Raw genomic sequence first — 25458 nt, forward strand, 5'->3', positions numbered from 1 at the left:
GTTGAAGGACTAGCGCGGGGTTTCTTCCCAGGAAATCCCGTCCATCAGCCAGCGACCGTCGACTTTCTCCCAAGTGGTTTCGATTTTCAGGATGCCATCGATGGGTCGGCGATCGGGGAGTTCGACGATGGTGTCGATCCTGAGGGCGACCTTGGCGTTTGATTCTCCCAGATGGACGACGCTGATGGCTTCGGGTTTGAGGAAGGAAACTTGCCGGCAGTAGCGGGCGACGCCCGAGTAGAAGGCCGCGGCATCGTCGCGTGAGTAGCCGGACCTGAGGTCTTCCTCGAGGTTTTTCGGGGCGATGACCTCGACATGGTCAGCGAGGTATTCGGCGATGTTCGGTCCGCGGCTGCTGCGGGCGAGTTCGCTCATGGTGACGGGAACCTCGGCGGTTTCGAAGAAGCTTGCGGCGCGTCTTTTGAGGACATTGGTCGGGTGAAACCACCAGCTGAAAAAGAGCCCGAGCAGGGCGACGACGGCGACGGCGGTGAGGATCTTTTTCATGGAGACATGCTTGGCGAGCAATGGATGAGGGGCAAGACGCATTCAGACGGCTTGTCAGCGGTCGGGTGGGAGCTATGGTCCCCGCAACGGGATGACTCCGCTGCTGAGAAAACTGCTGGGATTGAACTGGGCGCTGGTGCTTACGATGTACGGGCTGCTGGTTTTCGGCGTGTTTTCGATTGAGAGTGCTGCCCGGCATTTGACGGAGGGTGGCGAAGCTTTCGCCAATCGGCAGAAGATGTGGATCATGATTGGTTCGGCGGTCTACCTCGTGACTTCGCTCCTCGATTATCGCTGGTTCCGCTGGCTCGGGTTGCCGATGTATGTGGTGGGTTTGGCGCTTTGTGCGAAAATCATGAATTCGGACGCGGAGGTGCACCAAATTGATCTCCCGGGCGGACTGAGCTTCCAACCGGCACAGTTGGCAATCGCTTCGGGGGTGCTGATGCTCGCGTGGCTGCTGCAGGATCTACCCCGGCTTGGAGGGAAAATTCCCAAGGTCGGGTGGTTGTTGAAGGAGCCCTTGGTCAAGGTGGGGATTGTGGCGGTGATTACGGGAGTGCCCTTCCTTTTGGTGGTGAAGATGGGCGACATGGGATCGGCCTTGGTTTGGATTCCGGTGGCGGCCGTCGCTTTGATCGTGAGCGGGGTGCCGTTCCGTTATTTGAGTTTCATGGGTCTGATTGGCATGACCGCCCTGCCTTTGATGTATTTTGTGGTGCTACCCATGGCCTCGGAGCGGGGTGCGGCGCGGATCGATCTGTTTCTCGACATGCTTCAGAATCGCGAGGTCGATATCAGCGGGGACGCGTGGGCTCCCTATCACATTTCGATTGCCGTGGGGCATGCAGGTTGGCGCGGCATGGGTTGGATGGCCGATGCCGAGAGCGGATCGATCCATGATCGAAAGCTGATCCCGTTCAACACCGCGCACAATGACTTCATCTTCCCGGTCATCGCTGAAGAGCAGGGATTCCGGGGAAGCATGCTGCTGATCACTGGGTTCGCGTTGCTGCTGGTGCTATGTCTTTTTGTGGCGACCTATGCCCGCGATCCGATGGGGCGGATGATCGTGGCTGGGGTGGTGGCTTTGTTCTTCGCCCACATTTTCGAAAACATCGGCATGTGCATCAAGCTGATGCCGATCACCGGGATTCCTCTGCCGCTGATCAGCTACTCGGGAACCTTCGTGGTGATGTGCATGTTCATGCTCGGCCTGGTGCAGAGCGTGTGGGTCCACCGCAAGCCGATCCGGGTGGAGGAAGAAGTCACGGAGAAGGAGCATCAACCTTCCGGATTGATGCTGCCTAGTCGGGACCGGTAGGACTTTTCATCGAACGCTCGCTTGGAGCGGAACATGGCGTCGGTTTCCTCTGCCAAACATTCCGCGATCATTTCCTTGGCCTCGTCCTCTTCGAGGCCTTCTTTGATCAGTCGATCGCAGGTCTCCTTGACGTAGCGAGTCGAAGGGTTCGTTAGCTGTTGTTCGACGGCGGCGATGAGGTCGGCGAAAAAGGAGTCGGCGGCGGAGTCTTCGTCGAGGTCCATGGGGTGGTGGGAATTTGAGTTTCTAACCGCAGATGAACGCGGATGGACGCAGATTTTTTGAAGGGGAGAAAGGAAGCTTGAGTTGGAAACCGCGAATGGACGCGAATTTTTTGAGGGGGCTGGTCAGACGATGCGATTCAGCGTTTCGCCGGATTTGAAGGAGCGGATGTTGGCGGCGATGCCTTCGAGGAGGCGGGTGCGGGCTTCGCGGGTGCTCCAGGCGGTGTGGGGAGTGATGAGGAGATTGGGGATGTCTTCTGCGAGGAGCGGGTGATCGGCGGGTGGGGGTTCGACGGCGAGGACATCGAGTCCGGCGCCGGCGAGATGGCCGCTGCGGAGGGCCTCGATGAGCGAGGCTTCTTCGATGAGCGGGCCGCGGCTGGTGTTGATGAGGAAGGCGCCGGGTTTCATGGCGGAAAGGCGCGCTGCGTTGATGAAATGCTGCGTTTCCGGAGTGAGCGGACAGTGGAGAGAAATGATGTCGGACTGGGAGAGGAAGCCGGCTTCGGTGATGCGGGGAATGGTCCCTTCGGAAGGGGACCCGTCACGCGCCAGGGCGATGACCTTCATGCCGAAGGCCTCGGCGATGCGGGCGACGGCGCGTCCGATGGTTCCGAGTCCGACGATACCGAGGGTTTTTCCAGAAAGCTCGAAAGTCGGGTGATCGAGTCGGGTGAAGATCGGGGAGATGGGCCAGTCCTGTTGGACTTTCGAGGCGTAGGTCGTCGTGCGCGTGGCCAGTTCGAGGATCAGGGAGAAGGTGTGCTGGGCGACACTCTCGGTGGAGTATCCTGCGACATTCGCGACGGCAATGTGGCGCGAGCGACAGGCATCGAGATCGATCTGGTTGACGCCGGTGGCGGCGGAAACGACGAGCTTGAGGCTGGGAGCTGCATCGAGCACGGCGGCGGTGACGGGCGCTTTGTTAGAGATGATCACCTCGGCATCCTTGACCCGCTCGTTCGTCTGATCGGGGGATGTCGTCGGGTAGAGCGTGAGGCTTCCCTCCTTTTCAAGAGGACCGAAATCGATATCACCACGATCGAGGGTTGAGGCATCGAGAAAGATGAGTTTCATGAGATTGGGGTTTCGAGTCGTTGCAGCCAGGGCGTGTATTCGGGAGGGATGGGAGCTTCGCAGCTCAGGCGATTGCCGGTTTCCGGATGGGTGATGGAAAGTCGCCAGGCATGAAGCATCATGCGGCCGGTGGCAGCGGATTGCCTGGCGGGTTTGGCGTAAATCGGGTCGCCGATCAAGGGGCATCCGAGGTGGAGCATGTGGACGCGGATCTGATGGGTGCGTCCGGTTTTCAGATGGCAGAGGATCAGCGAGGTTTTGGTCGTGGGGTCATGAACCAGAACCTCGTAGTCGGTGATGGCGGGTTTGCCGGTGCCGGGATTCACGACCGCCATCTTGAGCCGGTTGACGGGATGGCGACCGATGTTGGTGAAGACGGTTCCTTGTGATTCGATGGGACAGCCTTGGACGACGGCGAGGTATCTCTTGTCGGTTGTTCGGTCGGCAAATTGTTCGACCAGTGAGCGATGAGTGGCGTCCGTTTTGGCGACGATCAGGCAGCCGGAAGTGTCCTTGTCGAGGCGATGCACGATGCCGGGCCGCTCGACGCCGCCAATGCCGGAGAGTTGACCTTTGCAATGATGAAGGAGGGCGTTGACCAAGGTGCCGTCGGCATTCCCGGCTGCGGGGTGGACGACCATGCCCTCCGCCTTGTCGATCACGATCAGGGCGTCGTCTTCGTAGAGAACCTTCAGCGGAATGTCCTCCGCCTGGGCTTGGGCGGGGATCGGCTCGGGGATTTCGATTTGAATCCGATCGCCGAGGGAGACCGAGTCTCGAGGTTTGGCCACTTGGTCGTTTTTACGAATGTGCTGCTCGCGAATCAGCTCCTGGATGCGTGAGCGGGAAAGGTCGGAGAGCCGTGATGCAAGCCAGGCATCGAGGCGGGTGCCGGCATCACTTTCCACGAGCATTTCCATCTGGGGCGAAGGTTCGCGGTGGTGTCAATTTGGCAAGTCAAATGACTTGAAGACCCTCGATCTCGGCTGCGGTGGCGAGGCGGACATCCGAGCAGGCGAAGTTGAACTCGTTTGAAGCCGCTTCTCCGAGAGCGAGGGCAGCGGCGAGTTGGAGGGCGTCTGCAGCGCGCAGGGGATGGGTGCGTAGCAAACGCCGGGAGAGCGTACGTATGACGACGACGGGCGAGACCTCGTGCCAACTGTTAGAGAGATCAGCCAGCCGCTCGCGTGCCAGGCGAGCTTGAGGTGCGGCGAGCGAACCCTCGCGAAATCGGCGTTGGATGGCGGACTCGCACTCGACGGGAGTGCCCCACCACACGGCGAGTTCGGGATCGGTCTGGAGTTGCTGAAGACGTGTTTCTGAATCCGCCTCATCCACCAGTAAGGCGACCAAGGCGGAGCTGTCCCAAAAAATCATCGGCCTTCCTCCCGTTCTTCTATGATTGCACGCGTGAGTGAGCTTTCGGGTGCCAGTGAGGCGCGTGGTGCGCTTAGAAATTTGGCGAGATCCAATGCTTTTCCAGGAGGTGCGAGCAGTCCGCTCGCGAAGAGAGCGTCCAAGCTCGCGTTTGACGATCCTACCAGCGGTTGAAGCATTGCAACGGGCTTGTTGCGCTCGGTGATCAAAACCGTTTGCCCCTGCTTGACCAAATCGATGAGCCGACTGAATTGGCTCTTTGCTGTGGCTATGTTGGATGTTTCCATGTGACTAAGTTAGTCAGAAGGGGGATTATCGTCAAGCCGGAGCTAACTCGGAATTTTGAATCACCCATCGACTCTTCTCTTGATCGCGGCAGCCAATGCCTCGAAATCGAGGTAGGCAGCCACCGACACGCCCATGCATGGTTTTCATTACGTCACGTCTCGTTGCGAGCGTTCATTTAACAAATGTTTGAAGTTTTGGCCCCTGTGGTGCGTTATAAGTCCCTATCCATGCCGCAGGGAGAACCCGACATCGCCTATTGCCACGCTTGCGGAAGTCCGATGGACGTTTCGGAGCTGGAGCCGTTCACCAATGTGGAGTGCCCGGGCTGCAGCAAGCACACGCGGGTCAAGCGGGAGTTTGGGCCCTACACGCTGCTGCGGCGTCATGCGATTGGCGGGATGAGCATGGTCTTTGTCGCCCAGGACAACACGCTGGAGCGGGAGGTGGTGCTGAAGATCCTCAGCGAGGAGTATTCCGCAGACGAGAAGCGCATCGCCGCCTTCGAAGAGGAGGCTCGAATCACCGCATCGATCGGGCATCCCCACGTCGTGCGGGTATTCACGACCGGTCGGGCTTTCGGCCGTTTTTTCATCGCCATGGAGTTTGTTCCCGGCGGGCACTACGAGGGGCATATCCGGGAACAGGGATCGATCCCCGAAGCCGAAGCTCTGCCATTGATGATCCAGGTGGTCGAGGGTCTGAGTGCGGCTCATCAAGCCGGGCTGATTCATCGCGATATCAAACCGGGCAACATTTTGATCGATGGTCATGGCAAGGCGAAGATCGTCGATTTTGGACTGGCTCTGATCACTCAGGGAGGGGTGGCCCAGGCCGAGGAAATCTGGGCGACTCCCTACTACGTTCCGCCCGAGACAATTGAGGGATTGCCTGAGGATTTCCGGTCGGATGTTTATGCCTTCGGATCGACTTTTTATCACGCCTTGTCCGGCAAGCCTCCTTGCGATGAGGAGTCGATGGACACCAATCGTCTGCGCAAAGCGAAGCGAAACATCATGCCTCTGGAGGCGGTCGCTTCGTGGTTGAGCCCGGCGACTTGTGCGGTCATCGACCGCTGCATGGCTCATGATTCGAAGAAGCGTTTCGACTCCTACGAAGAGCTGATTGCCGCCCTGAAGTCCGCCCAGTCCCAGTTGGGTTCGGTCGGTTCTGCGCCGGGGGTTGCGGAGAGGCGGAAAAGGGGAGGATCGGGTTCAGCAGAGAAGTTGGGACTCGCATTTGCTGGCCTCCTCGTTTTGGTCGCCGCCGGTTTCGCCTGGAAATGGATCAAGGAAGGCAATGAAGAGGCCGCTGTTATCATTGATGAAGCTCCTGAGGTGCTGGTCTCTCCGGATCCAGTGCCATCAACCGACGGGGGTGCGGGATTGAGGGTGGCGAGTGCTTACCGCGAAGCGAGTGAAGCCCTCGCGATGGGCAGGTATGAGCGGGCACGCGAAATGTTCGGCGAGGTTAGAGACGATCCGGATGTCATGGAGCCAACGGGGTCGTGGGCGGCGTGCGAAGCAGTCGCGGCGAGCTATCTGGACGGGCGCTCGGAGCAGGCCCGTGAAGATGCGAAGCTGGCGTTGGAGCATGTGCGCTCGGCCAAGGACTTGCCGCCTGGAATTCCCAAGATCCTCGAGAATGTGCTGGGACGACTCCCGCGAGCCAAGCCGATTGAGGCGCCGGCATCCTTCGAAAATGGTGTGGGTCCCCGTTATTTGAGCTGGTTGCTGAGTGGATTGAAGAATTGGGAGCAGGGCATGCCTGAGAACGCGCTGCCCTTTTTCATCGCCTTGGTGGAAGCTCCCACTACAGGCAACAATGCGTGGTTGGCTCCCTATGCGAAGATCGCGACCGATTACATCAGCGATTACGAGCGTCTTTCGAAGATCGAGCCTGAGAGCTTCGATCTGGTTCAGCTGGAATATCAGGCGCTGAACGACGAGCTTCATGCTCTGCGTGCGACCCTGCGAACAAAAGGTAGAGCGCGTTTCAATGTGCGGGTCTGGCAGGAGGAGCTCAAGAAGCGGGCGAGCCAAAGTACGGTGCCTGTCGTACCAACCTTGGCCGTCGACCAACAAACGGTCGAAGGTTTTCCGGCAAGCATCGATGAGGACCTGGCGGCTTGTCGCTTCGATGAGGCTTCGAACAAGCTCAAGTCTTGGGAGCCAGTCGGTGATGAAGAGGAGCTTCGTCGTGAGGCGATGCTGACTCTGGCAGAAGCGGCGACTACTTTCCTCGCAGAACTTTGCGAACGGGCCGCCGGGAGAGAGGGGGTCGAGCTGCTTGGGCGCGATGGTCGTAGGTTTGAGGGCATCGCAGGCGGAGATGGAAGCGAGGTGCAGCTGCAGGTGTCAGCAAGTGACCGGGAATCGGTCGCTTGGGCCGAGATTGAACCCGAGAGCCTGATCAACCTGCATCGCGAGCTGTCGCGCTCGGAGTCGAGTGAAATCGAGAAGTTGCGTCGTCACGAAGAAGCGATCGCCTTCGACCTCCTCGCTGGCGATCCTGAGCGGGGTCGAGAGGCCGCCGAACGTCTGGCGGAGGCCTCAGAGGTCTTCAATCGTCGCTGGATGAAGCTCCAGCCGGCTCTGAAGCGCTGATTCGGAAAAGAATCGGCCGGATTCGGGGTGCGGGCTTGCCACCGCCGGGGAGCATTTCTTAAGAAATGCAAAGCAAAATCCATGGCCGCGAACTACACCGAAGCAGACATCAAGTCCCTCGACTGGCGTGAACACATCCGGCTCCGTCCGGGCATGTATATTGGCAAATTGGGCGACGGATCCTCTCAGGATGACGGTCTTTATATCCTCCTCAAGGAAGTGATCGATAACGCGATCGACGAGCACATCATGGGCTACGGCAAGGAGATCCGGATCGATATTGATGAGGAGAGCCGGGTCGAGGTGCGTGACTACGGCCGGGGGATTCCGCTGGGGAAACTGTTCGACTGTGCGGCCCAGATCAACACCGGTGCCAAGTACGACAGCGAGGCATTCAAGAAGTCAGTGGGCTTGAATGGAGTCGGTATCAAGGCGGTCAACGCGCTTTCCAGTTTCTTCGAGATCCAGGCCTGGCGCGATGGTTTGACCAAGGCGATCGAGTTCTCCCTCGGTGAAGTCGTCGAGGAGATGAAGAAGCCCCGCAAGGAAGCGGAAACTCCCGGAACGAGGTTGGCCTTCGACATCGACCGCACGATCTTTCCTGCGAAGGCGAAGTACAAGGATTCAATCGTCGAGCGGATGTGCCGCTACTACAGTTACCTGAATCCGGGGCTGACGCTGATTTTCAACGGCAAGAAGTTCAAGTCGAAGCACGGCTTGCTTGATCTTCTGAAGGAGGAAGTGGAGGGCGAAACCCTCTACGATCCCATCCATCTGAATGGCAAGGATATCGAGATTGCCTTCACCCACACCATCGATGGCAGTGAGGACTACTACACTTTCGTCAACGGTCAGAATACCACGCAGGGTGGCACTCACCTGGCGGCCTTTCGCGAGGCCCTGGTCAATGTGGTCCGTGGCTTCTACAAGAAGCAGTATGATCCCAGTGATATCCGTGCCGGCATTCAGGCGGCGATTTGCGTGAGGATCGAGGAGCCGGTTTTCGAGTCGCAAACGAAGACCAAGCTGGGTTCGGCCACCATTTCGCCGAATGGGGAGACGCTCAGGACCTTCATCAGCAATTTCCTCAAGGAGCATCTCGACAACTACCTGCACAAGCACCCGCCGGTTGCGGAAGCTTTGCAAAAGCGAATTCTTCTGGCCGAGCGCGAGCGCAAGGACATGAAGGGCATCAAGAAGATGGCCCGCGACCGCGCACGTCAGGCCAAGGTGCACAACAAGAAGCTTCGAGATTGCCGGGCGCACTTGGGCACGCGACACAAGCAGGCGCTTGGAAGCACTTTGTTCATCACCGAGGGAGACTCGGCTTCCGGTTCGATCACCAAGAGTCGCGACGTGGAAACCCAGGCGGTTTTCTCGCTGCGCGGCAAACCCCTGAACACTTACGGGCTCGCCAAGAAGGTCGTCTATGAAAACGAGGAGTTTGCGCTTCTTCAGGCAGCCCTTGGAATTGAAGACGGAATCGAGGGCCTGCGCTACAACCGCGTGGTGGTGGCGACCGATGCCGATGTCGATGGCATGCACATCCGCTTGCTGTTGCTGACCTTCTTCCTGCAGTTTTTCCCTGAAGTGATTCGTGAAGGTCACCTGCACATTTTGCAGACACCTCTCTTCCGGGTTCGGAACAAGAAGGAGACGATCTACTGTTACGACGAGGAAGCGAAGGAGGAGGCGCTCAAGAAGCTTGGGAAGACTTCCGAGATCACGCGATTCAAAGGTCTTGGCGAAATCTCACCGGATGAATTCAAGTTCATGATCGGTCCGGACATGCGGCTTGACCCCGTTGAATTCGAAGAAGGCAAGGGCGTGAAGGAATTGCTCGCCTTTTACATGGGGAAAAACACGCCGGACCGTCAGGAATACATCATCGAGAATCTGCGTGAGGATGTGGATCGGCAGATCGACGATGAGGCGGCCTGAGCCTAGGCGGGCGGCCGGTCTCCTTTGTCGACGGTGGCTTCCTGATCGAACGATTCGAGCGTCTCGGTGAGGGTGAAGGCTGCCGGGATCACGAGCAGGATGACGACCGCCGAGGCGAGGGTGCCGACTCCGAGACTGATCGCCATGGGTACGAGGAAAAGTGCCTGGATGCTGGTTTCAAAGATCATCGGTGCCAGTCCGAGAAAGGTGGTCAGGGCGGTAAGGAGGATCGGCCGGCAGCGGCGGGCGGATGACTCGCGGGTGACTCTGGCGATGGGCATGCCCTCACTGATGTAGCGCTCGCGGGTGACGGCGAGAACAAAGCCACCATTCACCACCATGCCGCAAAGCGCGATCATTCCGAAGATGCTGAAGATCGAAAGATCGCTGCCGAGGACGATGTGACCGATGATGGCACCGGCGAGACTGAAGGGGATCGTAAGAAGAATGATGAAGGCCTGGATATAGCTGCGGAGGATCGCCGCCATGATGGCGTAGACGGCGAAAACCGCGGCGAGAAGTCCCCAGCCGAGACGCTGCATGGCCTCGCGCTGTTCGCGTTGCTCGCCCTCGAAGCTGTAGGTGAGGCCGGGATAGCGTGCGAGGATCTCCGGGAGTTCGCGGACTTCGAGGGAAGACAGCACCTTGTTGCCGGTGGTGACCCCGGCGGTAACGTTGGCCGTGATGCCGATGACTCTGCCGCCGTCGACGCGTTCGATGCGCAAAGGTGACTTTGAGCGGATGATTTTGGCGGCTTCGCCGAGGGGGATTTCCCCGCCGCCCGGGGTGAGCAAGATCAATTCCTCCAGGGAGTGTTCGGAACGCCGTTCCGACTCGGGGGTGCGGACCATGACGCGGACTTCCTCGCGGCCGCGGGGTTGGCGGAGGGCTTCGGCTCCGAAGAAGGAGTTTCGAATCCGCTCGCCAAGTCCTTCGGCAGTCAGTCCAAGCGCGCGGCCCTCCGGGGTAAGTTCGAATTGGAGTTCGGGAGTCTCTCGTCCGGAGCCCTTGCGGACGTCGGTCACACCGGGGTAACCACCGACCGTCGATGCCACTTCATCGGCCGCCTCACGGAGGGTATCGAGGTCGGGGTGGGCGAGCTCGATATCGATTTCAGCCTCCCCGCCGGGGCCGACGAGGTAGTCGAAGAAGATCGATTCGAGATCGGGGATCTCGGGAAGCTCGCTGCGCCACAGGTCGGCAAATTCGCGGCCGGTGATTTTCCGCTGGCTCTGGGGGACGAGGGTGACGGCGACCTCGCCGAGATTCGGACCCTTGTCGCCAAGCTCGACGGCGATGCTGGTTGTGAGTTCGCCTTCGTTTGCTTTTTCGAGGGCCCGCTTGGCGGCGGCATCCACCAACCAGCAGACTTCGCGGGTTCGTTCGACCGGAGTGCCGGCGGGCATCGCGATCTCAGCCTGAATGAAATCCGCTTCGATCTGCGGGCTGAACTTGAAGTCGATACGACCGCTCCAGACCCAGGCGGCCACGATCATCAGGAAGGCACTGAATGCGGCCAGTGTAACCACCCGGTGCTTGATCGCGAAGTCGAGTAATGGCCGGTAAACCCGGTCCATCGTATTTTCGATGCGGTGACGGACCCGGGTCTGAAATCGATCGACTCGGCTAAACCAAGAGTTGGAATTTTCCTTCCCTCCGGCAGCGGCAAGATGGGCGGGAAGGATGAAAAGACACTCGATCAGTGAGACCGTGAAAACCGCGATGACGACCGATGGAAGGACCTCGAAGAACTGTCCGGTCTCGCCAGGAACGAAGAGCAAGGGGAGGAAGGCGAGGACATTGGTGGTGACGGCAAACAGCACCGGTGTGGTCATTTCCCGTGCGCCATGAATGGCGGCGTCGATACGCGACATGCCTTCGGACATCTTGTGAAAGATGTCCTCGCCAACCACCACGGCGTCATCGACGACGATGCCGAGAGTGACGATGAAGCCAAACAGAGAGATCATGTTGATCGTCGACCCCCCAACAGGCAGCAAGGCGATGGATCCAAGGATCGCCACGGGAATGCCAATGGCGGTCCAGAAGGCGACGCGTAAATCAAGCAGGAGTCCCAGCGCGATGACAACCAGCACAAGGCCGGCGAAGCCATTTTCTAACAGGAGGCTGATGCGTTCCTTGAACTCGGACGAGCGGTCACGCGAAAGGCTGACGGTGACCGATTCGGGCAGGCGCTGCTGCTCCTGCTCGATGTAGCGGCGAACGGCGGCTGCGACCTTGAGGGGTGCCTGATTTTCGGAGCTGAAGACCGAGATTGTGACCGAGCGTTTGCCGTAGAAATAGGCCTCACGCTGCGACTCCTCGAAGCCGTCGGTGATCGTTGCGATGTCCCCGAGCCTGACTTCTGATCCGTCGGAGGTGCTGATGACCGGGACGTCGCGAAACTCGATCGCCTGATCGCGGCGTTCCTTGGTGCGTAGCGCAAGATCACCACCGCGGGTTCGAAGGGTGCCGCCGGGGACATCGAGCGCCGCTTCGCCGATGGCTTCAGCAACGTCGCCAAGGGTGAGATTCAGCGAGCGCAGGGTCTCACGTGGAATCTCGACTTCGATTTCCGGTTCGCGGACGCCACTGAGGTCGACGAGTGAGATTTCCGGTTGCGAAAGGAGACCGGTTTCTATCTGGCGGGCAAAGTCCACGAGTTCGCGCTCCGGCAGGTCGCCGGAGACCGCGACGCGCATTACGTCGCGTCTTCGTCCTTCGCCTAAAAGAACCAGCGGTGGTTCGATTTCATCGGGAAAGACCGGAATGCGTTGCACGGCTGCCGTGATTTCTTGCAGAGCACGATTCCGGTCAAAGCCTGGGAAAATCTCGGCGGTGACGACGCCGCGGCCTTCCTGGGCGACGGCTTCGAGGCGGCGGACCATCTCCAAGCCGCGAAGTTCGGATTCGATCGGAACAATGACCGATTGCTCGACCTCGACGGGTGAAGCACCGCGGTACTGGACGTCGACGACCACCGTATCGAGCACGAAAGTCGGGAAGACCTCCTGCTTGATCTTGAAGATGCTGATGATGCCGAGTGCCACGAGCGCGATCATCAAGAGATTCGCGGCAATGGGATTGCGCGCGAACCAGGGGATCAGGCCTTTTGACTCGTTGGTCATGCTTCAGCGATCGGACGTGGTGGTGGCAGGCTGGGGCGTGAGGTCCATGCCCGGAAGAGGTGACAAAAGATCGGAGACGATCAGCGACTCACCTTCACCTACGATGTTTCTGGTAAGAACACTTTCCTCGCTACGCCAGAGGATCTCCGCATCGCGGACCGCCAGTTTGTTTTCGGCGTCCGCAATCCATAGACGGTCACCTCCACGCAGGGCGTAGCGGGGAATCTCGACGGCATCTGGAATCGTACCGGCGTCGATGTCGACACGGACGTATGAGCCAAGTAGTAGCGGCTGTTTGTCAGAACCATCGAGTGGGTTGGCAACCTCGACCAGAACGCGTGCGAGCCGGCCACCTTCTTCGAGGTCTCCGAGTAGACGAACGACCTTGCCCGTGTGGCTCGAGTCGCCCCCGGAAGCCGTGGCGACGCGCACTTTGGCGTCTGCTCCAGGCTGGTCCGGACTGGGGAGCTGAATGGCGGAGAGCTCCGATAGTGGGATGCTGGTTTGGATCCAGAAGGCATCGGAACCGACCAATGTGGCCAGCGGCGTGCCTGAATCGGCAAGTTGACCTTCTTCGACGGACTCATCGATGACGAGGGCGTTGAAGGGGGAGGGGACTGTGGTGCGTGAGAGGTTCAACTCGGCTTTGGCGACCTGGGCGGTGGTTCGTTCGAATACGGCATCCGCCTGGCGCTTGAATGGCTGGCGGAGCACCAAGGCCTTGTTGATGTCGGCCTTGGGAAGATCGATCAACAGTTGCTCGTATTCGCGCTGTGCGACGGTTTGACGGCCATCTTCAAGGTCGATGGCCGCTTGCGCTTCTTCGAGCGAAGTTTTGGCTTCGCGCAGGGCAATCTGGTAATCGGAAGGGTCAATCTTGAAGAGCGTCTCACCTGCCGAGATCCGGCCGCCGGGGACGAGGGCAGGGTGGTGGGACTCAATACGGCCGGTGATTTCCGGACGGACAATCAGGCGCCGTGCGGGAATGACCGTGCCGTAGGCGGAAACCGTCACCGGGTGATCGCTCGCCGTCACTTCCATGACCTGCACGACTTTTGCCGAGCGCTTCTTTTCCTTCGTCTCAGCAACCGGAGCCGAGCGGAGAATCAGCCAGGCAATGGCGGCCCCTGCGAGGATGATGACGATGCCGAGGAGTTTGGCTTTCATGAGGAAAATTCGGGGGGTGGAGTGGGTGTCATGGGCCCTCCAATGGCGCGGTGCAGGCCGATTCGAAGGACCAGGGCTTCCCGTTCGAGGGCAACGATGGACAGCTCCAAGGTCTGAACGGCGGTGAGCGCATCAATGACGGGGAGGTAGTCGCTGAGACCCTGGCTGTAGCGGATTCGGGTTTCCTCAAGTGTTTTACGCGCCGTGTCCAACTGTCGCTTGGAAAGTCGGATTCGTTCGGCTTGCTTGCGCTCGCGGATCAGGGCGGTTTCGACGTCCCGAATCGCTTCGAGGTAGAGGTTCGAGTAAGCTAACAGCGCTTCCTTGAGACGGGCTCGCCGGAGTTCAACTTCGGCACGGCGCGCCCCGCCATCAATCACCGGCAGCGTCGCCTCGGAGATGAGACCGGTAATGGTGCTGGCGATCCCGTCGAAGCTTCCGCGATCGATGGAGGCACCGATGACGAGGCGAGGCAGACGATCCGCAAGGGCCTGACCGACCTCGGCATCGAGTGCGAGAATGCGGTTCCACTGAGCGAGCAGGTCGGGTCGGTTCTTCAGCAGGTCGGAGGGAATGCCGGCCGCCGGCATGGCAGGAAGAGCCGGCAGGGACGCGCGGTTGCCTCTTGAAAGGGTTCCGGGCGCGCTGCCAGTCAGGACATCGAGCGCGTAGAGCGCCGCGGCAAGGTCGGCTTCGGTTGGAGGCACCAGTGCCCGGGTCGCATCGAGTTGGCGTTCCTGTTGGAGAAGATCGACTCGTGATGAAATCCCTTGTCCTACCCGTGCCTGAACCAGCTCAAGGAGGGTGGTATTGGTCTCGATCTGACTCTTGAGGACGACGAGTTGGGCTCGCCGCTCGAGGATGGTCATGCGGGTTTCGGCGACGGCGGCTGAAAGCAATAGTCGGCCGCCAAGCCAATCTTGAAACGCGGCGTCGCGTTCACTTTGGCGGGCCTGGACACCCGAGCGGATGCGTCCCCAGACGTCGACTTCCCAGGATAGGAGTGATCCGAACGAGGCGGCTTTCAGCGAGTTTCCCGGATCGATCGAGTCGTAGTCGAGCGAGCCGGCGAGGTCGACCTGTGGAAACAGGGCGGCCCCTTCGCGACGGAGGCTGGCAGAAGCCTGCTCAATGCGGGTGGCGAGCTGTTTTTGGGCGAGGTTGTCGGCCAAGGCTTTCCGGATATCACGATCGAGCCGCGAGTCGCCGAACGACTTCCACCAAGGGGTGAATGATCGGCCCAAACCCGCGGACGACTGCTGGTAACGGAGCGGCCCTGAGAAAACCGACGATGGGTCGATGGACGGGGTCAGTGTGCAACCGGGGAGAAGCAGGAGAAAAAGAAGCCGGACGGGTTGCACGTGATTGATCGAGTAAAGCCGATTGATTCCTAGCAGCTTTTGATGGCCACGAAACCAGAAAGTCGTAGTAGGCTCAATCGTCCTCTTTTTTGAAAACCATGAAGTGTTGCCACGGGAGAAAGTCGTGGGTGACTTCCCATTTCAGCCCGACGGCTTCCATTTCCTTGATGGCCTGGGCCTCGGTCATTTTGTGAAGCGGTTTGATGGGGACCGACGAGTCCTCTGCCCGGTATTCTAACAAGAACACCCGGCCGCCGGGACGAAGGGCACTGAAGATGGATTCCATGATCTCACGCGGGTGGGAGAACTCGTGATAGGCATCGACCATCAGGGCGGCGTCGATGCTTTCGGGATCGAGCCTGGTGTCGTCAATGGCTCCAAGGTGGGCGGTGACGTTGTTAAGTCCCAGTTGTTCTTCCTTCGCTTCGAGAAAGGCGATCATTTCCGGCTGGATGTCGACGGCCATGACCTGGCCGTCCGGAACGAGTTCGGCAATGCGGAAGGTGTAGTAGCCCGAGCCGGCCCCGATGTCGGCGATGATTGCGTCAGGTTTCAGGTCCAGGGCGGCGATGGCCTTGGAAGGTGCTTCTTCTTCCTCACGGTTGTCGCGCTCGAGCCAATCGATGCCCTCGTGACCCATGACCTGCGAGATTTCCCGTCCCATGTAGATCTTGCCGATACCGCCGCGGGTGGGGCGGCGGGTCTCGTAGATTGATGGAGGTGTCGGGTTCTCCTCGATCTCTGCAGGAGAATCGCTTGTGGCATCAGGATTGGCGACAGAAGGTGGTAGCGGGGCCTTTGCGTCGTCGCCGCGCCATGGGTGCCAAACCAGCAATCCCAGAAGGATCAGGAACAGGGCGGGAAACAGGATGAGAGGTTTTTTCATTTTCCAAAAGGGAAAGGTTTTTTCGAGGATGTCTACGGAAATGGAGAAGAGACTATTTCGCAAGCTTGCGGATTCCCCGGGGATCGGGTGAATTCGGTTCAGCCAAGAACGAATTATGGGAAGAGCCTTCGAATGCCGCCGCCGTGCCAAGGAAGCCCGCTGGGACAAGATGTCCAAGGTGTTTCCAAAACTCGCCAAATCGATCACCATCGCCGCCAAGAACGGCGGACCGGATCCGGACGCGAACGCGCCCTTGCGGCTGGCGATCAACAACGCCAAGGCGGAGAACCTGCCGAAGGACAAGATTGATGCGGCGATCAAACGAGCGGCGGGGAGCGATGCGGCGGACATCGTGGAGGTCTACTACGAGGGCAAGGGACCGCACGGTTCCTTGTTCTATGTCGAGTGTGCGACCGACAACACCAATCGCTCGGTGGGGAATCTCAAGACGATCTTCAACAAGAACGGCGGCCAGATGGTCAACAGCGGCCAGCTCGACTTCATGTTCACGCGCAAGGCGGTGGTCGAGTTCGAGGTGACGGAAGGGATGGAGCTTGAGGAAGTGGAGCTCGAGTTGATTGATTGCGGGCTGGAAGAGCTGGAGGTCGAGGATGGGATCGCGCGGGCAATTGGCGACTACACCGAGTTTGCGAATCTTTCCGCGGGAATCGAGAAGCTTGAGATTCCGGTGAAGAAGGCGAGCCTCGAAAGGCTTCCGACGCAGCCGGTGGAGCTGACGGATGAGCAGATGGAAGAGGTGGAAGCTCTGTTAGAGAAGATCGAGGATGATGATGACGTCCAGGTGGTGTTTACGAACATCGGGTAAAAATCGATCAGGGCTCTAACACCTCGAGACCGGGCACGGAATGGAAGTGCTTGTCGTAGGTGAGCACGGCGGCGTCGGCGCGCAGGGCGCATGCGGCAATGATCACGTCAGTTAGGGGGATCACCTTGCCCATGCGGTCCATTTTCCATGCAAGCGCCCAGACTTCATCCCATAGCTTGGGACTAGTGGGGACCATCTGAGTCACCGAGAAGAAATCTGAGAGGCGGTCGCGAAGCTTGGGGCTTTTCACTCCACGAAGCACCTCCGCTTTGACGATACCACACGAGACGACGTCCACGAGATCGAGGCGCCGGTAAATATCCAACAAGGGGTCCCGATTTTCCCTCAGGGCACCAATGAAGATGTTCGAATCAATCAGAACGCTTCGATCCATAAGGCGATTCCGGTTCAGCGACTCGAAGGTGGGTCGGGTCGTAGTCTTCGTAGACGCCTCCGTTGAGATCATCCGGGCTTAAGCCCAGGCCGGTCTTCAGCATTTCTTTCAAACGGGAGCGACGATCCAGCTCGTTCAGGGCAAAGTGGACGGCCTCGGTTTTGGTTTCAATTCCGTGGATATCCATCACCCGAGCCAGCAGGGCGTCATCAATGTGCATGGTCATTTTCATGCCATACACAGTATGGGCCCATATCGGGTATGGCAAGAAAAATTAATGCTCGGTCGTCGGCTTTTCGGTCGCCATGAACAGCTCGTTGAAGCGAGGGATGAACTTCTCTGAGAACTCGGCGACGCTTACAGGGCGGCCGGCTTCGTTTTCCACGCAGCTCATGACGACGCCGTCGATGCCGCATGGGGTGATGGCGAAGAAAGGCAGGAGGCACTCCTTGGTGACGTTCATGGCGAAGCCGTGCATGGAGATCCATTTGGTGACGCCGACGCCGATCGAGGCGAGTTTTCGGTTTTCCACCCAGACGCCGGTCAGGCCGTCGCGGCGGGTGGCGGGGATGTCGAAGTCGTGGCAGCTGAGAATCAGGGCTTCTTCGAGTTTGCGGAGGTGCTCGTGGAGGTCCCTGCCGCGGTGGCGGAGGTCGAGAATGGGGTAGCCGACGAGTTGACCCGGGCCGTGGTAGGTGGCTTGGCCGCCGCGGTTGATTTCGAAAACGGGGGCGGGGAGGGAGGTGGTGTCCTTGAGGGAGGATTGGTCGCGACGTCGGCCGATGGTGTAGACGGGTTCGTGTTCGAGCAGGTAGAGGGTTTCCTCGGTGGTGCCTGCCAAGATGCCTTGGACGGTGTCCTGCTGGAGGGTGAGGGCTTCCGCGTAGGGCTGGGGCTTGTTGAATTGGCGGATCTTCATGGCGGTTCGGTTCCGCCTAAAGGCGGGACTACGTGCGCTTTTAGACTTGGCGGCGGTCGAGGGCTTTGGCTTTGAGGGGGTCGGAGGCCTGCAGGTGGGCGAGGCCGATGGCGAGGGCGTCGGCGGCGTCGTGTGGCGGGGTTTCGGAGAGGCCGAGCAGGGCGCGGACCATGAAGGCGACCTGGGCTTTGTCGGCCTTGCCGTTGCCGACGACGGCTTTCTTGGCTTTCGAGGGCGAGTATTCGAAGACCCTGAGGCCGGCATCGGCGGCGGCGATCAGGGCGGCGGCGCGGGCGGCCCCCATGGATATCGCGGTCTTGTGCGACTGGACGTAGATGATGCCTTCGACGGCGACCTCGTCGGGCTCATGCGTCTGGATGACGTGCATCAGATGAGTGCGCACGGCGGCGAGGGCGCCTGACTGCGGGATCTTGCCTGGAATGCGGATCACTTCGTAGGTGATGACCTTGGCACTGCGGTGGTCGCCTTCAACTACGGCATATCCCGTATTTCGGATGGCAGGGTCGATGGCGAGAACGCGCATGGCTACATTTGAATTCTCGGGTCTTCAGGATCGTAAGACTTCCAATCGGTGCGTTTGTGGATCCAGCGTGCGACTCCGACCAGAGCGATGAAGGCAACAACGCCGCCAACGGTTGATCTCAAGGAGAGTTCGTAGAGTTGCTGTTTTTCATCAGACTCAGGAAGGTCGTGAAGCCTGAAGAGGCCGTAGGTGCCGATGCAGGCGAGGATCAAGGGTAGCAGGGAGAGGACGCCGACGACGCACCCGAGGGGTGTTCCGCGAGTGATCTCCCCATGTCCACTCATCTTCTCCTTTTGCGTCCGCCACCGCCGCGCTTCTTGCGGATGGGCTTGGATGGGGAATCATCCAGCAGGGCGGTGTACATGTAGTCGAAACCGTCGAGCTTCTGGCGTTTGATTTCCTGATCGATGAAGATCTCGACGGACTTGGCGTAGTCGAGCTCATCAGCGGTGAGCAGGGTGAAGGCGTCGCCTTCGGCTTCGGCGCGACCGGTGCGGCCAATGCGGTGAACGTAGTCTTCCGCGTTCTCGGGAACGCGGTAGTTGATGACGTGGGAGACGCTGGAAATGTCGATGCCGCGGGCAGCGACGTCAGTGGCGACAAGCACTTCGTATTTGCCTTCCTTAAATCCGGCGAGGTGTTTCATGCGGTCGGTCTGGTTGATGTCCGAGTGCATGGCGGCGACTTTCTCGTGACCTTTCTGCTTGAGAAGGGCGCAGACCTGATCCGCTTCCTTGCGGGTGCGGGTGAAGATCATCACCGAGTTGTAGTCGGTTTTGTCGAGCAGGGCGATGAGCAGTTCATCGCGTTGGTCCATCGAGACGGGATAGAAGGCGTGGGTGACGGTGGAGGGAACCGAGCGCCGGGCGATTTCCACTTCGGCCGGGTTGGTGAGACACCACATCGCGAAGGTTTGGATCGCCGCCGGCATGGTGGCGGAGAAAAAGAGGGTTTGCCGTCCTTCCCATGGGCAGAGGTTGACGATCTTGCGGACCTGGGGAAGGAAGCCCATGTCGAGCATGCGGTCGACTTCGTCGAGGATCAGGATTTTGAGTTCTCCGAAGCGCATGGTGCCGCGGTAGAAGTGATCGACGAGACGTCCGGGAGTGGCGACGACGATGTCGGCTCCAGCGGCGAGTTGGTCCATTTGCGTGCCGAGTCCGACGCCGCCGTAGAGCAGGGCGACCTTGCAGCCGGTGTGCTTGCCGTAGTGTTCGAACTGCTCGGCGACCTGATGGGCGAGTTCGCGGGTTGGCTCGAGGACGAGAATCTGCGGTTTGCCGATCGCCTGGATCTTGCTCAGCGAGGGCAGCGCGAAGGCCGCGGTCTTGCCGGTGCCGGTTTGTGAGGCGCCCACCACGTCCCTGCCTTCCAAAATCAATGGAATGGCCTGGGCCTGAATTGGCGTCGGGTTGTCATAGCCCGACTCGGTGACGGCCTGAAGAACTTGTTCGGAAAGTCCGAGTGTGTCGAATCCCATGTGCGGGAGTGCGTACTGCGACGCTGGAAGCGGGTCAAGGTCGGTATCGCCTTAGATTGAGGCAGGGATGACCGGCGAGTGGATCAGCAGGCATTCCTCCAGCAGAGGCTGGATTTCGAGCAGGAGCGGGAGATCGGCCTCAAAATCATGTCCGAAGCGGGTTTCGATGCGGCGCAGGGCGTAGTCGAGGTCGTTGCGGACGAGCGCATCGGGCTCCCCGCGGACCAGCGCGGCCATGATCGACCAGCGTCCGATGCGGATGATGGCGCGGCGGCCGTCACCGGCGGCAAAATCGAGCGAAACGGCTCCGGCGTGGTCGCGGATCTTGGCGGCGATCCGTTGGGCGGCGGGATTGACCTTGCGGGCGGAGGCGTGGCGTGAGGGGTCGATACTGGCAAAAGAGACGAGCGAAAGCCGGTCGGAATCAAAGAGGTAGATTTCCTCCATGCGGAAGCGCCGGGTCTTTTTGTAGAGGATTTCCTCATAGCTGCGGCTCGAAAGCAGCGCATCGAAGCGCCACAGGCAGCGTTGGACGAAGTCGGGCTGGTCGAAGGGACCGCTTGAGTGCTCGGCGAGCGCGCGGCGGAAGGCGCAGCGGAGGGTGGCTTCGAATTCCTCGCTGGCGAAGGGGGCGGGCACGAGATTTCCGCCTCCGAGAAGCGGCTGGAGGGCTTCGGCGAGGTCCGCGTCGGTATAGTCCTCCTTGAAAGATTCGCTCTCTTCTTCCTCGGAGAGGAGGGGAGGAATGGGCTTTTTGACGGGAATTTCGGGCTCTTCATGGAGCTCGCCAAAGGGAGCCACTTCCAGATCGTGCGGTGGCGGAGGGCCATCGGGCATGCCGTCGGGAAAATGGGGGACATTGACGCCTCGGGGCATGACGGGCTCCGGAGGGGTTTTGGTGGAGGGTAGGGGGGCGAGTTGGGGGGTCATGGCGCGGGGGGATTTGAGCCTTGTGGGAGGTTTTCGGTAATGGTCCGGGTAACGGCGGCGAGTTGTTCGAGGGCACCGCGCAAGCGGGCGACGTCGGGTTGTGGGTTCGGCTTGGCGGCGAGTTCGGTGCGGATCCAGCTGCGCATGCGGTCGAGTTCCGCCCTTAGTTCGGTGATGAGGTAGTCTTCGCGTTGCTGGAGATTCTGGTTCAAGCCGACTTGCCACTGGCTGAACCAAGCGGCCATCCTGTGCTCAGCGGCGAGTCGGGCTTCCTCCTCGCTGTGATTCCGGCTTCGGGCAATCGTCTGGATCTGCTGGGCGAGTCGGCGGGTTTCGTCGAGCTGGCGGAGCCGGTCGGCATCGATCTCATCGCGGAGTCGGCACAAGGTTTCCTCGTGCTGTTCCCGGATTTCGGTGAGCTTTTGCTCAAAAATTCCGGCCGACGGCTCTACTGGCATCGGCTTAATGGATTTCTCGAGGCGGTCGAGGCGCTGCTCAACGGTCTCCATCTGCCGGCCGATCAGGATTTCGCGAATGCGTTCGACCTGACGTCCAGCCTGTAGCTGTGGGGTGGGGTGGGGCATGGGGGAATGCGCACCGGGTGGGTGGGGTGGGCGGGAACGATAGGCGGAATTCCTGGCCTAAGGAAAGATCAAGATGTTTCCTTCGTATTTCTTAAATATCAACATCGAGTGAGTTTGGTGGTGAGTTTACAAAAATCGGGGTTCGGGAAGTCGGTAGAAGACAGCCGGGGTCGGGTATGGTAAGGGGATCCGCAGATGGCCGAAGACGAAGAGGAAATCGAGAACAAGGAGCGCAAGAGGGTCCTGAAGGAAGCCTGTGAAAAGACGCGTCAGAGCTTGATTGCCCGCTTGGATGACTGGGAGGATCGTCGGACTTGGGAGGATTTTTATCAGACCTACTGGCGCTTGATTTACGCGGTGGGCATCAAGGCGGGTTTGCGGCCGGAGGAGGCGCACGATTGTGTGCAGGAGACGATTCTTTCGATTGCCAAGCAGAGTAAGAAGAAGCTCTACGACCCGAAGCAGGGGTCCTTCAAGACCTGGCTGATGAACATGACGCGCTGGCGGATCAACGATCAGTTTCGCAAGCGGAAGAAGGACACCGCGATGAGTGGGGCCGATTGGGGGGAGGATCGGAAGACGGCGGTGATTGACCGCTTTGAGGATCCGAAGGGCGATCTGCTCGGCCGGCTTTGGGATGTGGAGTGGAAGAAGAACCTGGCGGATGCCGCGCTGGATCGCGTCAAGGCGCAGGTTTCTCCGAAGCAGTATCAGATTTTCGACTACTATGTCGTGCGTCAGTGGGACGCCAAGATCGTTCAGGATCGACTGAATGTCAGCATGGCTCAGGTCTACCTCGCCAAACACCGGGTTGGTGCGGTATTGAAGAAGGAACTCGCCCGCTTGGAGGAGAATGCCGACGAATAGACCGCGACCTGATCCGAAGATTCCGGACCACGAGGTCCTGAGGCGCTTTGGTGGCGGTGCGTATGGGGAGGTCTGGCTGGCGCGTGGGGTGACCGGGGCGCTGCGGGCGGTGAAAGTTCTGTGGCGCGAGGATTTTGAGGATGAGCGTTCCTTTGAGCGGGAGTTTGAGGGGATTCTCAAGTATGAGCCGATTTCTCGTGATCATCCGGGATTGGTGAACGTGCTGCATGTCGGCCGCAGTCCGGACGGCAACGAGTTCTATTACTATGTGATGGAGCTCGGTGACGACATCACGGCGGGGCGGGATATCAATCCGATCGAGTATGAGGCGCGCACTCTGCGTAGCGACATCAAGCGGGAAGAGGGAAGGCGTTTGGAAACCGAGGCCTGCATCGACGTCGGCCAGCGTCTCGCCGAGGGCCTGAAGCATCTCCACGACAACGGCCTCGCCCATCGCGATGTGAAGCCGGCCAATGTGATTTTCGTCAATGGGAAGGCTAAGCTGGCTGATATCGGTCTGGTTGCCGCCCGTGGTCAGCGGACTTTCGTTGGGACGGAAGGCTTTGTTCCACCGGAAGGTCCGGGGTCGGCACAGGCGGATGTCTATTCCTTGGGCAAGGTGCTTTACGAAATGGCAACCGGTCGGGATCGGATGGATTTTCCCGAGCTGCCCGACGAGTTGCCGACCGGTCCCGAGAGAAAAGCCTGGCTGGCGCTCAATCAGATCATTTGCGAGGTCTGTGAACCCCATGTTTCCCGCCGGACCATATCGACGGCCGGTGATCTATCCGAGGCCCTTGGAAAGCTCAAAGCGGGCAAGCGTCGCAGGAAGCGGCGTCCGGTTGGTGCGATTCTCACCTCGATGTTCCTGGGCATGGTTCTGGTCTGGGGCGGGTGGGAGGTGCTGAGTGAGAGTCCGTGGGGGAAGGCGATGGTGGCGCCGCCAGAGGCACCGCCAGTGGTCCAGAAGCAGGCCTACATCCGTGTGGTCAGCACGCCGGAAGATGCCGAGGTGCTGGACATTTCGGAGGATCGGGAGAATGGCAAGCCGATTGGAAGTACGCCAACTGACGTACTTCCGGCCTTTGTCGGAGAGAAGATCCGGCTGAGGATCATTCAGGATGGGTATCAGCCGTATGAGTTGACGACCGTCGTGCCACCTGAAGCGGCCGAGGAACCTTTCCTGATCCGGGCCGATCTGGAGATCTTCGCGCCGCCAACGATGAACGAACCATGGAGTGATCAGCTCGGAAGGGACTACCGGCCGCTGGGTGAGGATCATGAAAGCGTCATCTATGTGACGGCGCCTGCGTGGGAGAAATACCTGGAGTCCGAGGAACGTCCGGAAGGGCTCGCCCAGGTGCTTGAGGTCGTGGAGTCCGGTCGGAAACTGAGGGTGATTCTGACGAGTGTTGGTGAAGCGACCAATTACTGCAATTGGCTGGTTCGGACGGGAATCGAGAAAGGGTTTCTCACCGAAGATCACGAGGCGATGCCACTTTTTGAAGACAAGTTCGACAAGCCGGGCATCAGCGAGGTCGGCCGCAGGGAGGGCTGGCGTCCATTCAAGGTGCTGGTGAGGCGCATTCCCTATGGAACGGTTCTGGTCAGCAGCGAGCCACCGGGGGCGGAGATCTATTTTGACGGGGTCAAGCGCGGTCTGGCCGAAGGGCCGCTGTTGGTGGACATGATCCGACCCGGAACCTGGAAGGTCACCGCGTCGATGGAAGGCTACAAATCGGAGACCCGCGAAATCACCGTAGGCCCCAAACAAGCGGAGACTTTAGTGCTGAGTCTGGAGCAGGACACGAGTGTGATACTCGACCGGCCATGGGAAAATTCGCTCGGGATGAAGTTTGTGCCGGTCGGCGACGAGTGGATGGCGGCGGTGTGGGAAACCCGGCGCAAGGACTACCGGGCGTATGCGGAAAGTGTCGGGACCCAAATGCCGCTGGTGGCGGACGGGGTGGAGTCCGATGAGATCGAAGATCCGAATGAGGACCATCCGGTGACCTTCATATCGCGGGATGACGCCGAGGCATTTTGCGAATGGTTGACCGCGAAAGAGCGGGGAGAGGATCGCATGAAGCGTTCGCTCGAATACCGGCTGCCGACCGATGCCGAGTGGAGTGCGCTCGCCGGCAGGCAGGAAGAGGAGGGCTATTCGCCGGCGCGGCGGGATCTTCTGAAGCCGGGTGAGTTTTTCTGGGGTGGGAGCTGGCCTCCTCCGGAGGGGGTCGGAAATCTCGCCGGCGAGGAATCGGAATTGTCACTCGGAAGTCGGATCGAAGGTTACGACGATGGCTTTGGGACGACTTCTCCGGTCGGTTCGTTTGCAGCGAATGAGCTCGGGATTTATGATCTCTGCGGGAACGCGCAGGAGTGGGTGATGGAGCCCTACAGCAGCCTGAGTCTTCCCGATGGCGAGGGTGTGTTGCGCGGCGGGGGATGGCTGAGTCATCAGGAAAAGGATCTTTATATCGGATCGCGAAATCCCCAGCCTCCGACAGCGAGCGAGGGGACCTACGGTTTCCGGATCGTGATTGCGCGGGAAAGAATCGTGGAGGACGATTTGACGGAAGAGGTGTTAGACGAAATTGAAGAACCAAGCGAAGACGATGGTCGAGATCCAGATTGATTATGAAGGGGAGCTGCATTGCTCCGTCGTCCACGGGCCTTCGGGCGATGTCATTGCGACCGATGCTCCGGTGGACAACAACGGGCGAGGTGAGGCGTTTTCACCCACTGACCTGGTGGCGGCCGCGCTGGGTGCCTGCATGTGCACGGTGATGGGGATCGTGGCCAAGAGAAAGGAGATCGCGATGGAGGGTGCGAGCGTGAGCGTGCGCAAGCACATGTCCGCAGATACCCCGCGGCGGATTGCAAAGATCGAGCTCGATATTTCGCTGCCGGTTGCTGCCGATCATCCAGAGCGCCCGATGCTGGAGGCGGCAGCGAAAGGTTGCCCGGTGCACCACAGTCTGCACCCCGAGATCGAAGTGGTGATGAATTGGGAGTGGAAAGGCTAGCG

At 59.7% G+C, this 25458-nt stretch carries 24 protein-coding genes and 1 pseudogene; 7 read left to right on the forward strand and 18 right to left on the reverse strand.

Translation table 11 applies throughout. From position 1 onward, the window contains the following. Nucleotides 1–9: 9 nt before the first annotated feature. On the reverse strand, nucleotides 10–507 hold the full coding sequence (locus WBG04_RS00190; RefSeq protein ID WP_424312308.1) for a hypothetical protein: 498 nt from the start codon (nucleotides 505–507) through the stop codon (nucleotides 10–12). Nucleotides 508–598: 91 nt separating this feature from the next. Here WBG04_RS00190 and WBG04_RS00195 point away from each other — a divergent pair, with 91 nt between their 5' ends. Then, nucleotides 599–1831 (forward strand): FtsW/RodA/SpoVE family cell cycle protein, encoded by a 1233-nt coding sequence (locus WBG04_RS00195; protein ID WP_424312309.1) that lies wholly within the window; start codon nucleotides 599–601, stop codon nucleotides 1829–1831. Here WBG04_RS00195 and WBG04_RS00200 read toward each other — a convergent pair. From WBG04_RS00200 to WBG04_RS00220, 5 genes are all read right to left on the reverse strand, one after another. Further along, nucleotides 1792–2055, reverse strand: coding sequence for a hypothetical protein (locus WBG04_RS00200; RefSeq protein WP_424312310.1), 264 nt, complete (start codon nucleotides 2053–2055; stop codon nucleotides 1792–1794). The two genes, WBG04_RS00195 and WBG04_RS00200, sit on opposite strands and share 40 nt — an antisense overlap. A 123-nt stretch (nucleotides 2056–2178) precedes the next feature. Then, the gene (locus tag WBG04_RS00205) at nucleotides 2179–3132 is read right to left on the reverse strand and encodes a D-2-hydroxyacid dehydrogenase (RefSeq protein WP_424312311.1); all 954 of its coding nucleotides are present in this window, start codon (nucleotides 3130–3132) and stop codon (nucleotides 2179–2181) included. Further along, nucleotides 3129–4052: an RluA family pseudouridine synthase gene (locus WBG04_RS00210; RefSeq protein WP_424312312.1), complete on the reverse strand. Its 924-nt coding sequence runs from the start codon at nucleotides 4050–4052 to the stop codon at nucleotides 3129–3131. Before WBG04_RS00210 ends, WBG04_RS00205 begins: the two co-directional genes overlap by 4 nt. Before the next feature lie 37 nt (nucleotides 4053–4089). After that, nucleotides 4090–4509, reverse strand: coding sequence for a type II toxin-antitoxin system VapC family toxin (locus WBG04_RS00215; protein ID WP_424312313.1), 420 nt, complete (start codon nucleotides 4507–4509; stop codon nucleotides 4090–4092). After that, on the reverse strand, nucleotides 4506–4796 hold the full coding sequence (locus WBG04_RS00220; protein WP_424312314.1) for a type II toxin-antitoxin system Phd/YefM family antitoxin: 291 nt from the start codon (nucleotides 4794–4796) through the stop codon (nucleotides 4506–4508). The genes WBG04_RS00215 and WBG04_RS00220 overlap by 4 nt, the downstream gene beginning before the upstream one ends. A gap of 228 nt (nucleotides 4797–5024) precedes the next feature. Between WBG04_RS00220 and WBG04_RS00225 the strand changes: the two genes are divergently transcribed. Both WBG04_RS00225 and WBG04_RS00230 read left to right on the forward strand, forming a co-directional pair. Then, the gene (locus WBG04_RS00225) at nucleotides 5025–7400 is read left to right on the forward strand and encodes a serine/threonine protein kinase (RefSeq protein WP_424312315.1); all 2376 of its coding nucleotides are present in this window, start codon (nucleotides 5025–5027) and stop codon (nucleotides 7398–7400) included. An 81-nt stretch (nucleotides 7401–7481) separates the two neighbouring features. Continuing rightward, a complete protein-coding gene (locus tag WBG04_RS00230) occupies nucleotides 7482–9341 on the forward strand; it encodes a DNA topoisomerase IV subunit B (protein ID WP_424312316.1) in 1860 nt (619 codons plus the stop codon). A 2-nt stretch (nucleotides 9342–9343) separates the two neighbouring features. Here the strand turns inward: WBG04_RS00230 and WBG04_RS00235 are convergent, their stop codons facing one another. The 4 genes from WBG04_RS00235 to WBG04_RS00250 form a co-directional block, all read right to left on the reverse strand. Continuing rightward, complete coding sequence (locus WBG04_RS00235; RefSeq protein WP_424312317.1) at nucleotides 9344–12469, reverse strand: efflux RND transporter permease subunit; 3126 nt, start codon at nucleotides 12467–12469, stop codon at nucleotides 9344–9346. A gap of 3 nt (nucleotides 12470–12472) precedes the next feature. Then, nucleotides 12473–13636, reverse strand: coding sequence for an efflux RND transporter periplasmic adaptor subunit (locus tag WBG04_RS00240; protein ID WP_424312318.1), 1164 nt, complete (start codon nucleotides 13634–13636; stop codon nucleotides 12473–12475). Then, nucleotides 13633–14997, reverse strand: coding sequence for an efflux transporter outer membrane subunit (locus WBG04_RS00245; RefSeq protein ID WP_424312319.1), 1365 nt, complete (start codon nucleotides 14995–14997; stop codon nucleotides 13633–13635). The genes WBG04_RS00240 and WBG04_RS00245 overlap by 4 nt, the downstream gene beginning before the upstream one ends. 73 nt (nucleotides 14998–15070) lie before the next feature. Next, nucleotides 15071–15883 carry a class I SAM-dependent methyltransferase gene (locus WBG04_RS00250; RefSeq protein WP_424312320.1) on the reverse strand — a complete coding sequence of 271 codons (813 nt, stop codon included), beginning with the start codon at nucleotides 15881–15883 and terminating at the stop codon, nucleotides 15071–15073. Between the two features lie 115 nt (nucleotides 15884–15998). Here WBG04_RS00250 and WBG04_RS00255 point away from each other — a divergent pair, with 115 nt between their 5' ends. Further along, the gene (locus WBG04_RS00255; protein WP_424312321.1) at nucleotides 15999–16709 is read left to right on the forward strand and encodes a YebC/PmpR family DNA-binding transcriptional regulator; all 711 of its coding nucleotides are present in this window, start codon (nucleotides 15999–16001) and stop codon (nucleotides 16707–16709) included. Nucleotides 16710–16716: 7 nt separating this feature from the next. On the opposite strand, the gene WBG04_RS00260 is transcribed toward WBG04_RS00255, so the two are convergent. The 8 genes and pseudogenes from WBG04_RS00260 to WBG04_RS00295 form a co-directional block, all read right to left on the reverse strand. Further along, nucleotides 16717–17103: a PIN domain-containing protein gene (locus WBG04_RS00260; RefSeq protein ID WP_424312322.1), complete on the reverse strand. Its 387-nt coding sequence runs from the start codon at nucleotides 17101–17103 to the stop codon at nucleotides 16717–16719. Then, nucleotides 17081–17335 (reverse strand): type II toxin-antitoxin system VapB family antitoxin, encoded by a 255-nt coding sequence (locus WBG04_RS00265; protein ID WP_424312323.1) that lies wholly within the window; start codon nucleotides 17333–17335, stop codon nucleotides 17081–17083. The genes WBG04_RS00260 and WBG04_RS00265 overlap by 23 nt, the downstream gene beginning before the upstream one ends. A gap of 42 nt (nucleotides 17336–17377) precedes the next feature. Continuing rightward, nucleotides 17378–18028: pseudogene (lipB, locus tag WBG04_RS00270) on the reverse strand (lipoyl(octanoyl) transferase LipB); the annotation flags it as partial. Nucleotides 18029–18062: 34 nt separating this feature from the next. Further along, a complete protein-coding gene (gene ruvC / locus WBG04_RS00275) occupies nucleotides 18063–18566 on the reverse strand; it encodes a crossover junction endodeoxyribonuclease RuvC (RefSeq protein ID WP_424312324.1) in 504 nt (167 codons plus the stop codon). A gap of 2 nt (nucleotides 18567–18568) precedes the next feature. Then, nucleotides 18569–18850, reverse strand: a complete 282-nt coding sequence (locus tag WBG04_RS00280) for a hypothetical protein (RefSeq protein WP_424312325.1) — start codon at nucleotides 18848–18850, stop codon at nucleotides 18569–18571. Continuing rightward, on the reverse strand, nucleotides 18847–20046 hold the full coding sequence (locus tag WBG04_RS00285) for a DEAD/DEAH box helicase (protein ID WP_424312326.1): 1200 nt from the start codon (nucleotides 20044–20046) through the stop codon (nucleotides 18847–18849). The genes WBG04_RS00280 and WBG04_RS00285 overlap by 4 nt, the downstream gene beginning before the upstream one ends. 51 nt (nucleotides 20047–20097) lie before the next feature. After that, entirely contained in the window at nucleotides 20098–20976 is an 879-nt protein-coding gene (locus tag WBG04_RS00290) for a hypothetical protein (RefSeq protein ID WP_424312328.1), read from the reverse strand. Further along, the gene (locus tag WBG04_RS00295) at nucleotides 20973–21560 is read right to left on the reverse strand and encodes a hypothetical protein (protein ID WP_424312329.1); all 588 of its coding nucleotides are present in this window, start codon (nucleotides 21558–21560) and stop codon (nucleotides 20973–20975) included. The genes WBG04_RS00290 and WBG04_RS00295 overlap by 4 nt, the downstream gene beginning before the upstream one ends. Nucleotides 21561–21755: 195 nt before the next feature. Between WBG04_RS00295 and WBG04_RS00300 the strand changes: the two genes are divergently transcribed. The 3 genes from WBG04_RS00300 to WBG04_RS00310 are packed head-to-tail and all read left to right on the forward strand — an operon-like array spanning nucleotide 21756 to nucleotide 25456. After that, a complete protein-coding gene (locus WBG04_RS00300; RefSeq protein WP_424312330.1) occupies nucleotides 21756–22427 on the forward strand; it encodes an RNA polymerase sigma factor in 672 nt (223 codons plus the stop codon). Continuing rightward, on the forward strand, nucleotides 22414–25065 hold the full coding sequence (locus tag WBG04_RS00305; RefSeq protein WP_424312331.1) for an SUMF1/EgtB/PvdO family nonheme iron enzyme: 2652 nt from the start codon (nucleotides 22414–22416) through the stop codon (nucleotides 25063–25065). The genes WBG04_RS00300 and WBG04_RS00305 overlap by 14 nt, the downstream gene beginning before the upstream one ends. Then, the gene (locus WBG04_RS00310) at nucleotides 25046–25456 is read left to right on the forward strand and encodes an OsmC family protein (protein ID WP_424312332.1); all 411 of its coding nucleotides are present in this window, start codon (nucleotides 25046–25048) and stop codon (nucleotides 25454–25456) included. The genes WBG04_RS00305 and WBG04_RS00310 overlap by 20 nt, the downstream gene beginning before the upstream one ends. Nucleotides 25457–25458 lie beyond the last annotated feature (2 nt).

Origin of the sequence: Haloferula sp. (genome assembly GCF_049672945.1) — a bacterium.
Lineage (GTDB): Bacteria > Verrucomicrobiota > Verrucomicrobiia > Verrucomicrobiales > Akkermansiaceae > Haloferula.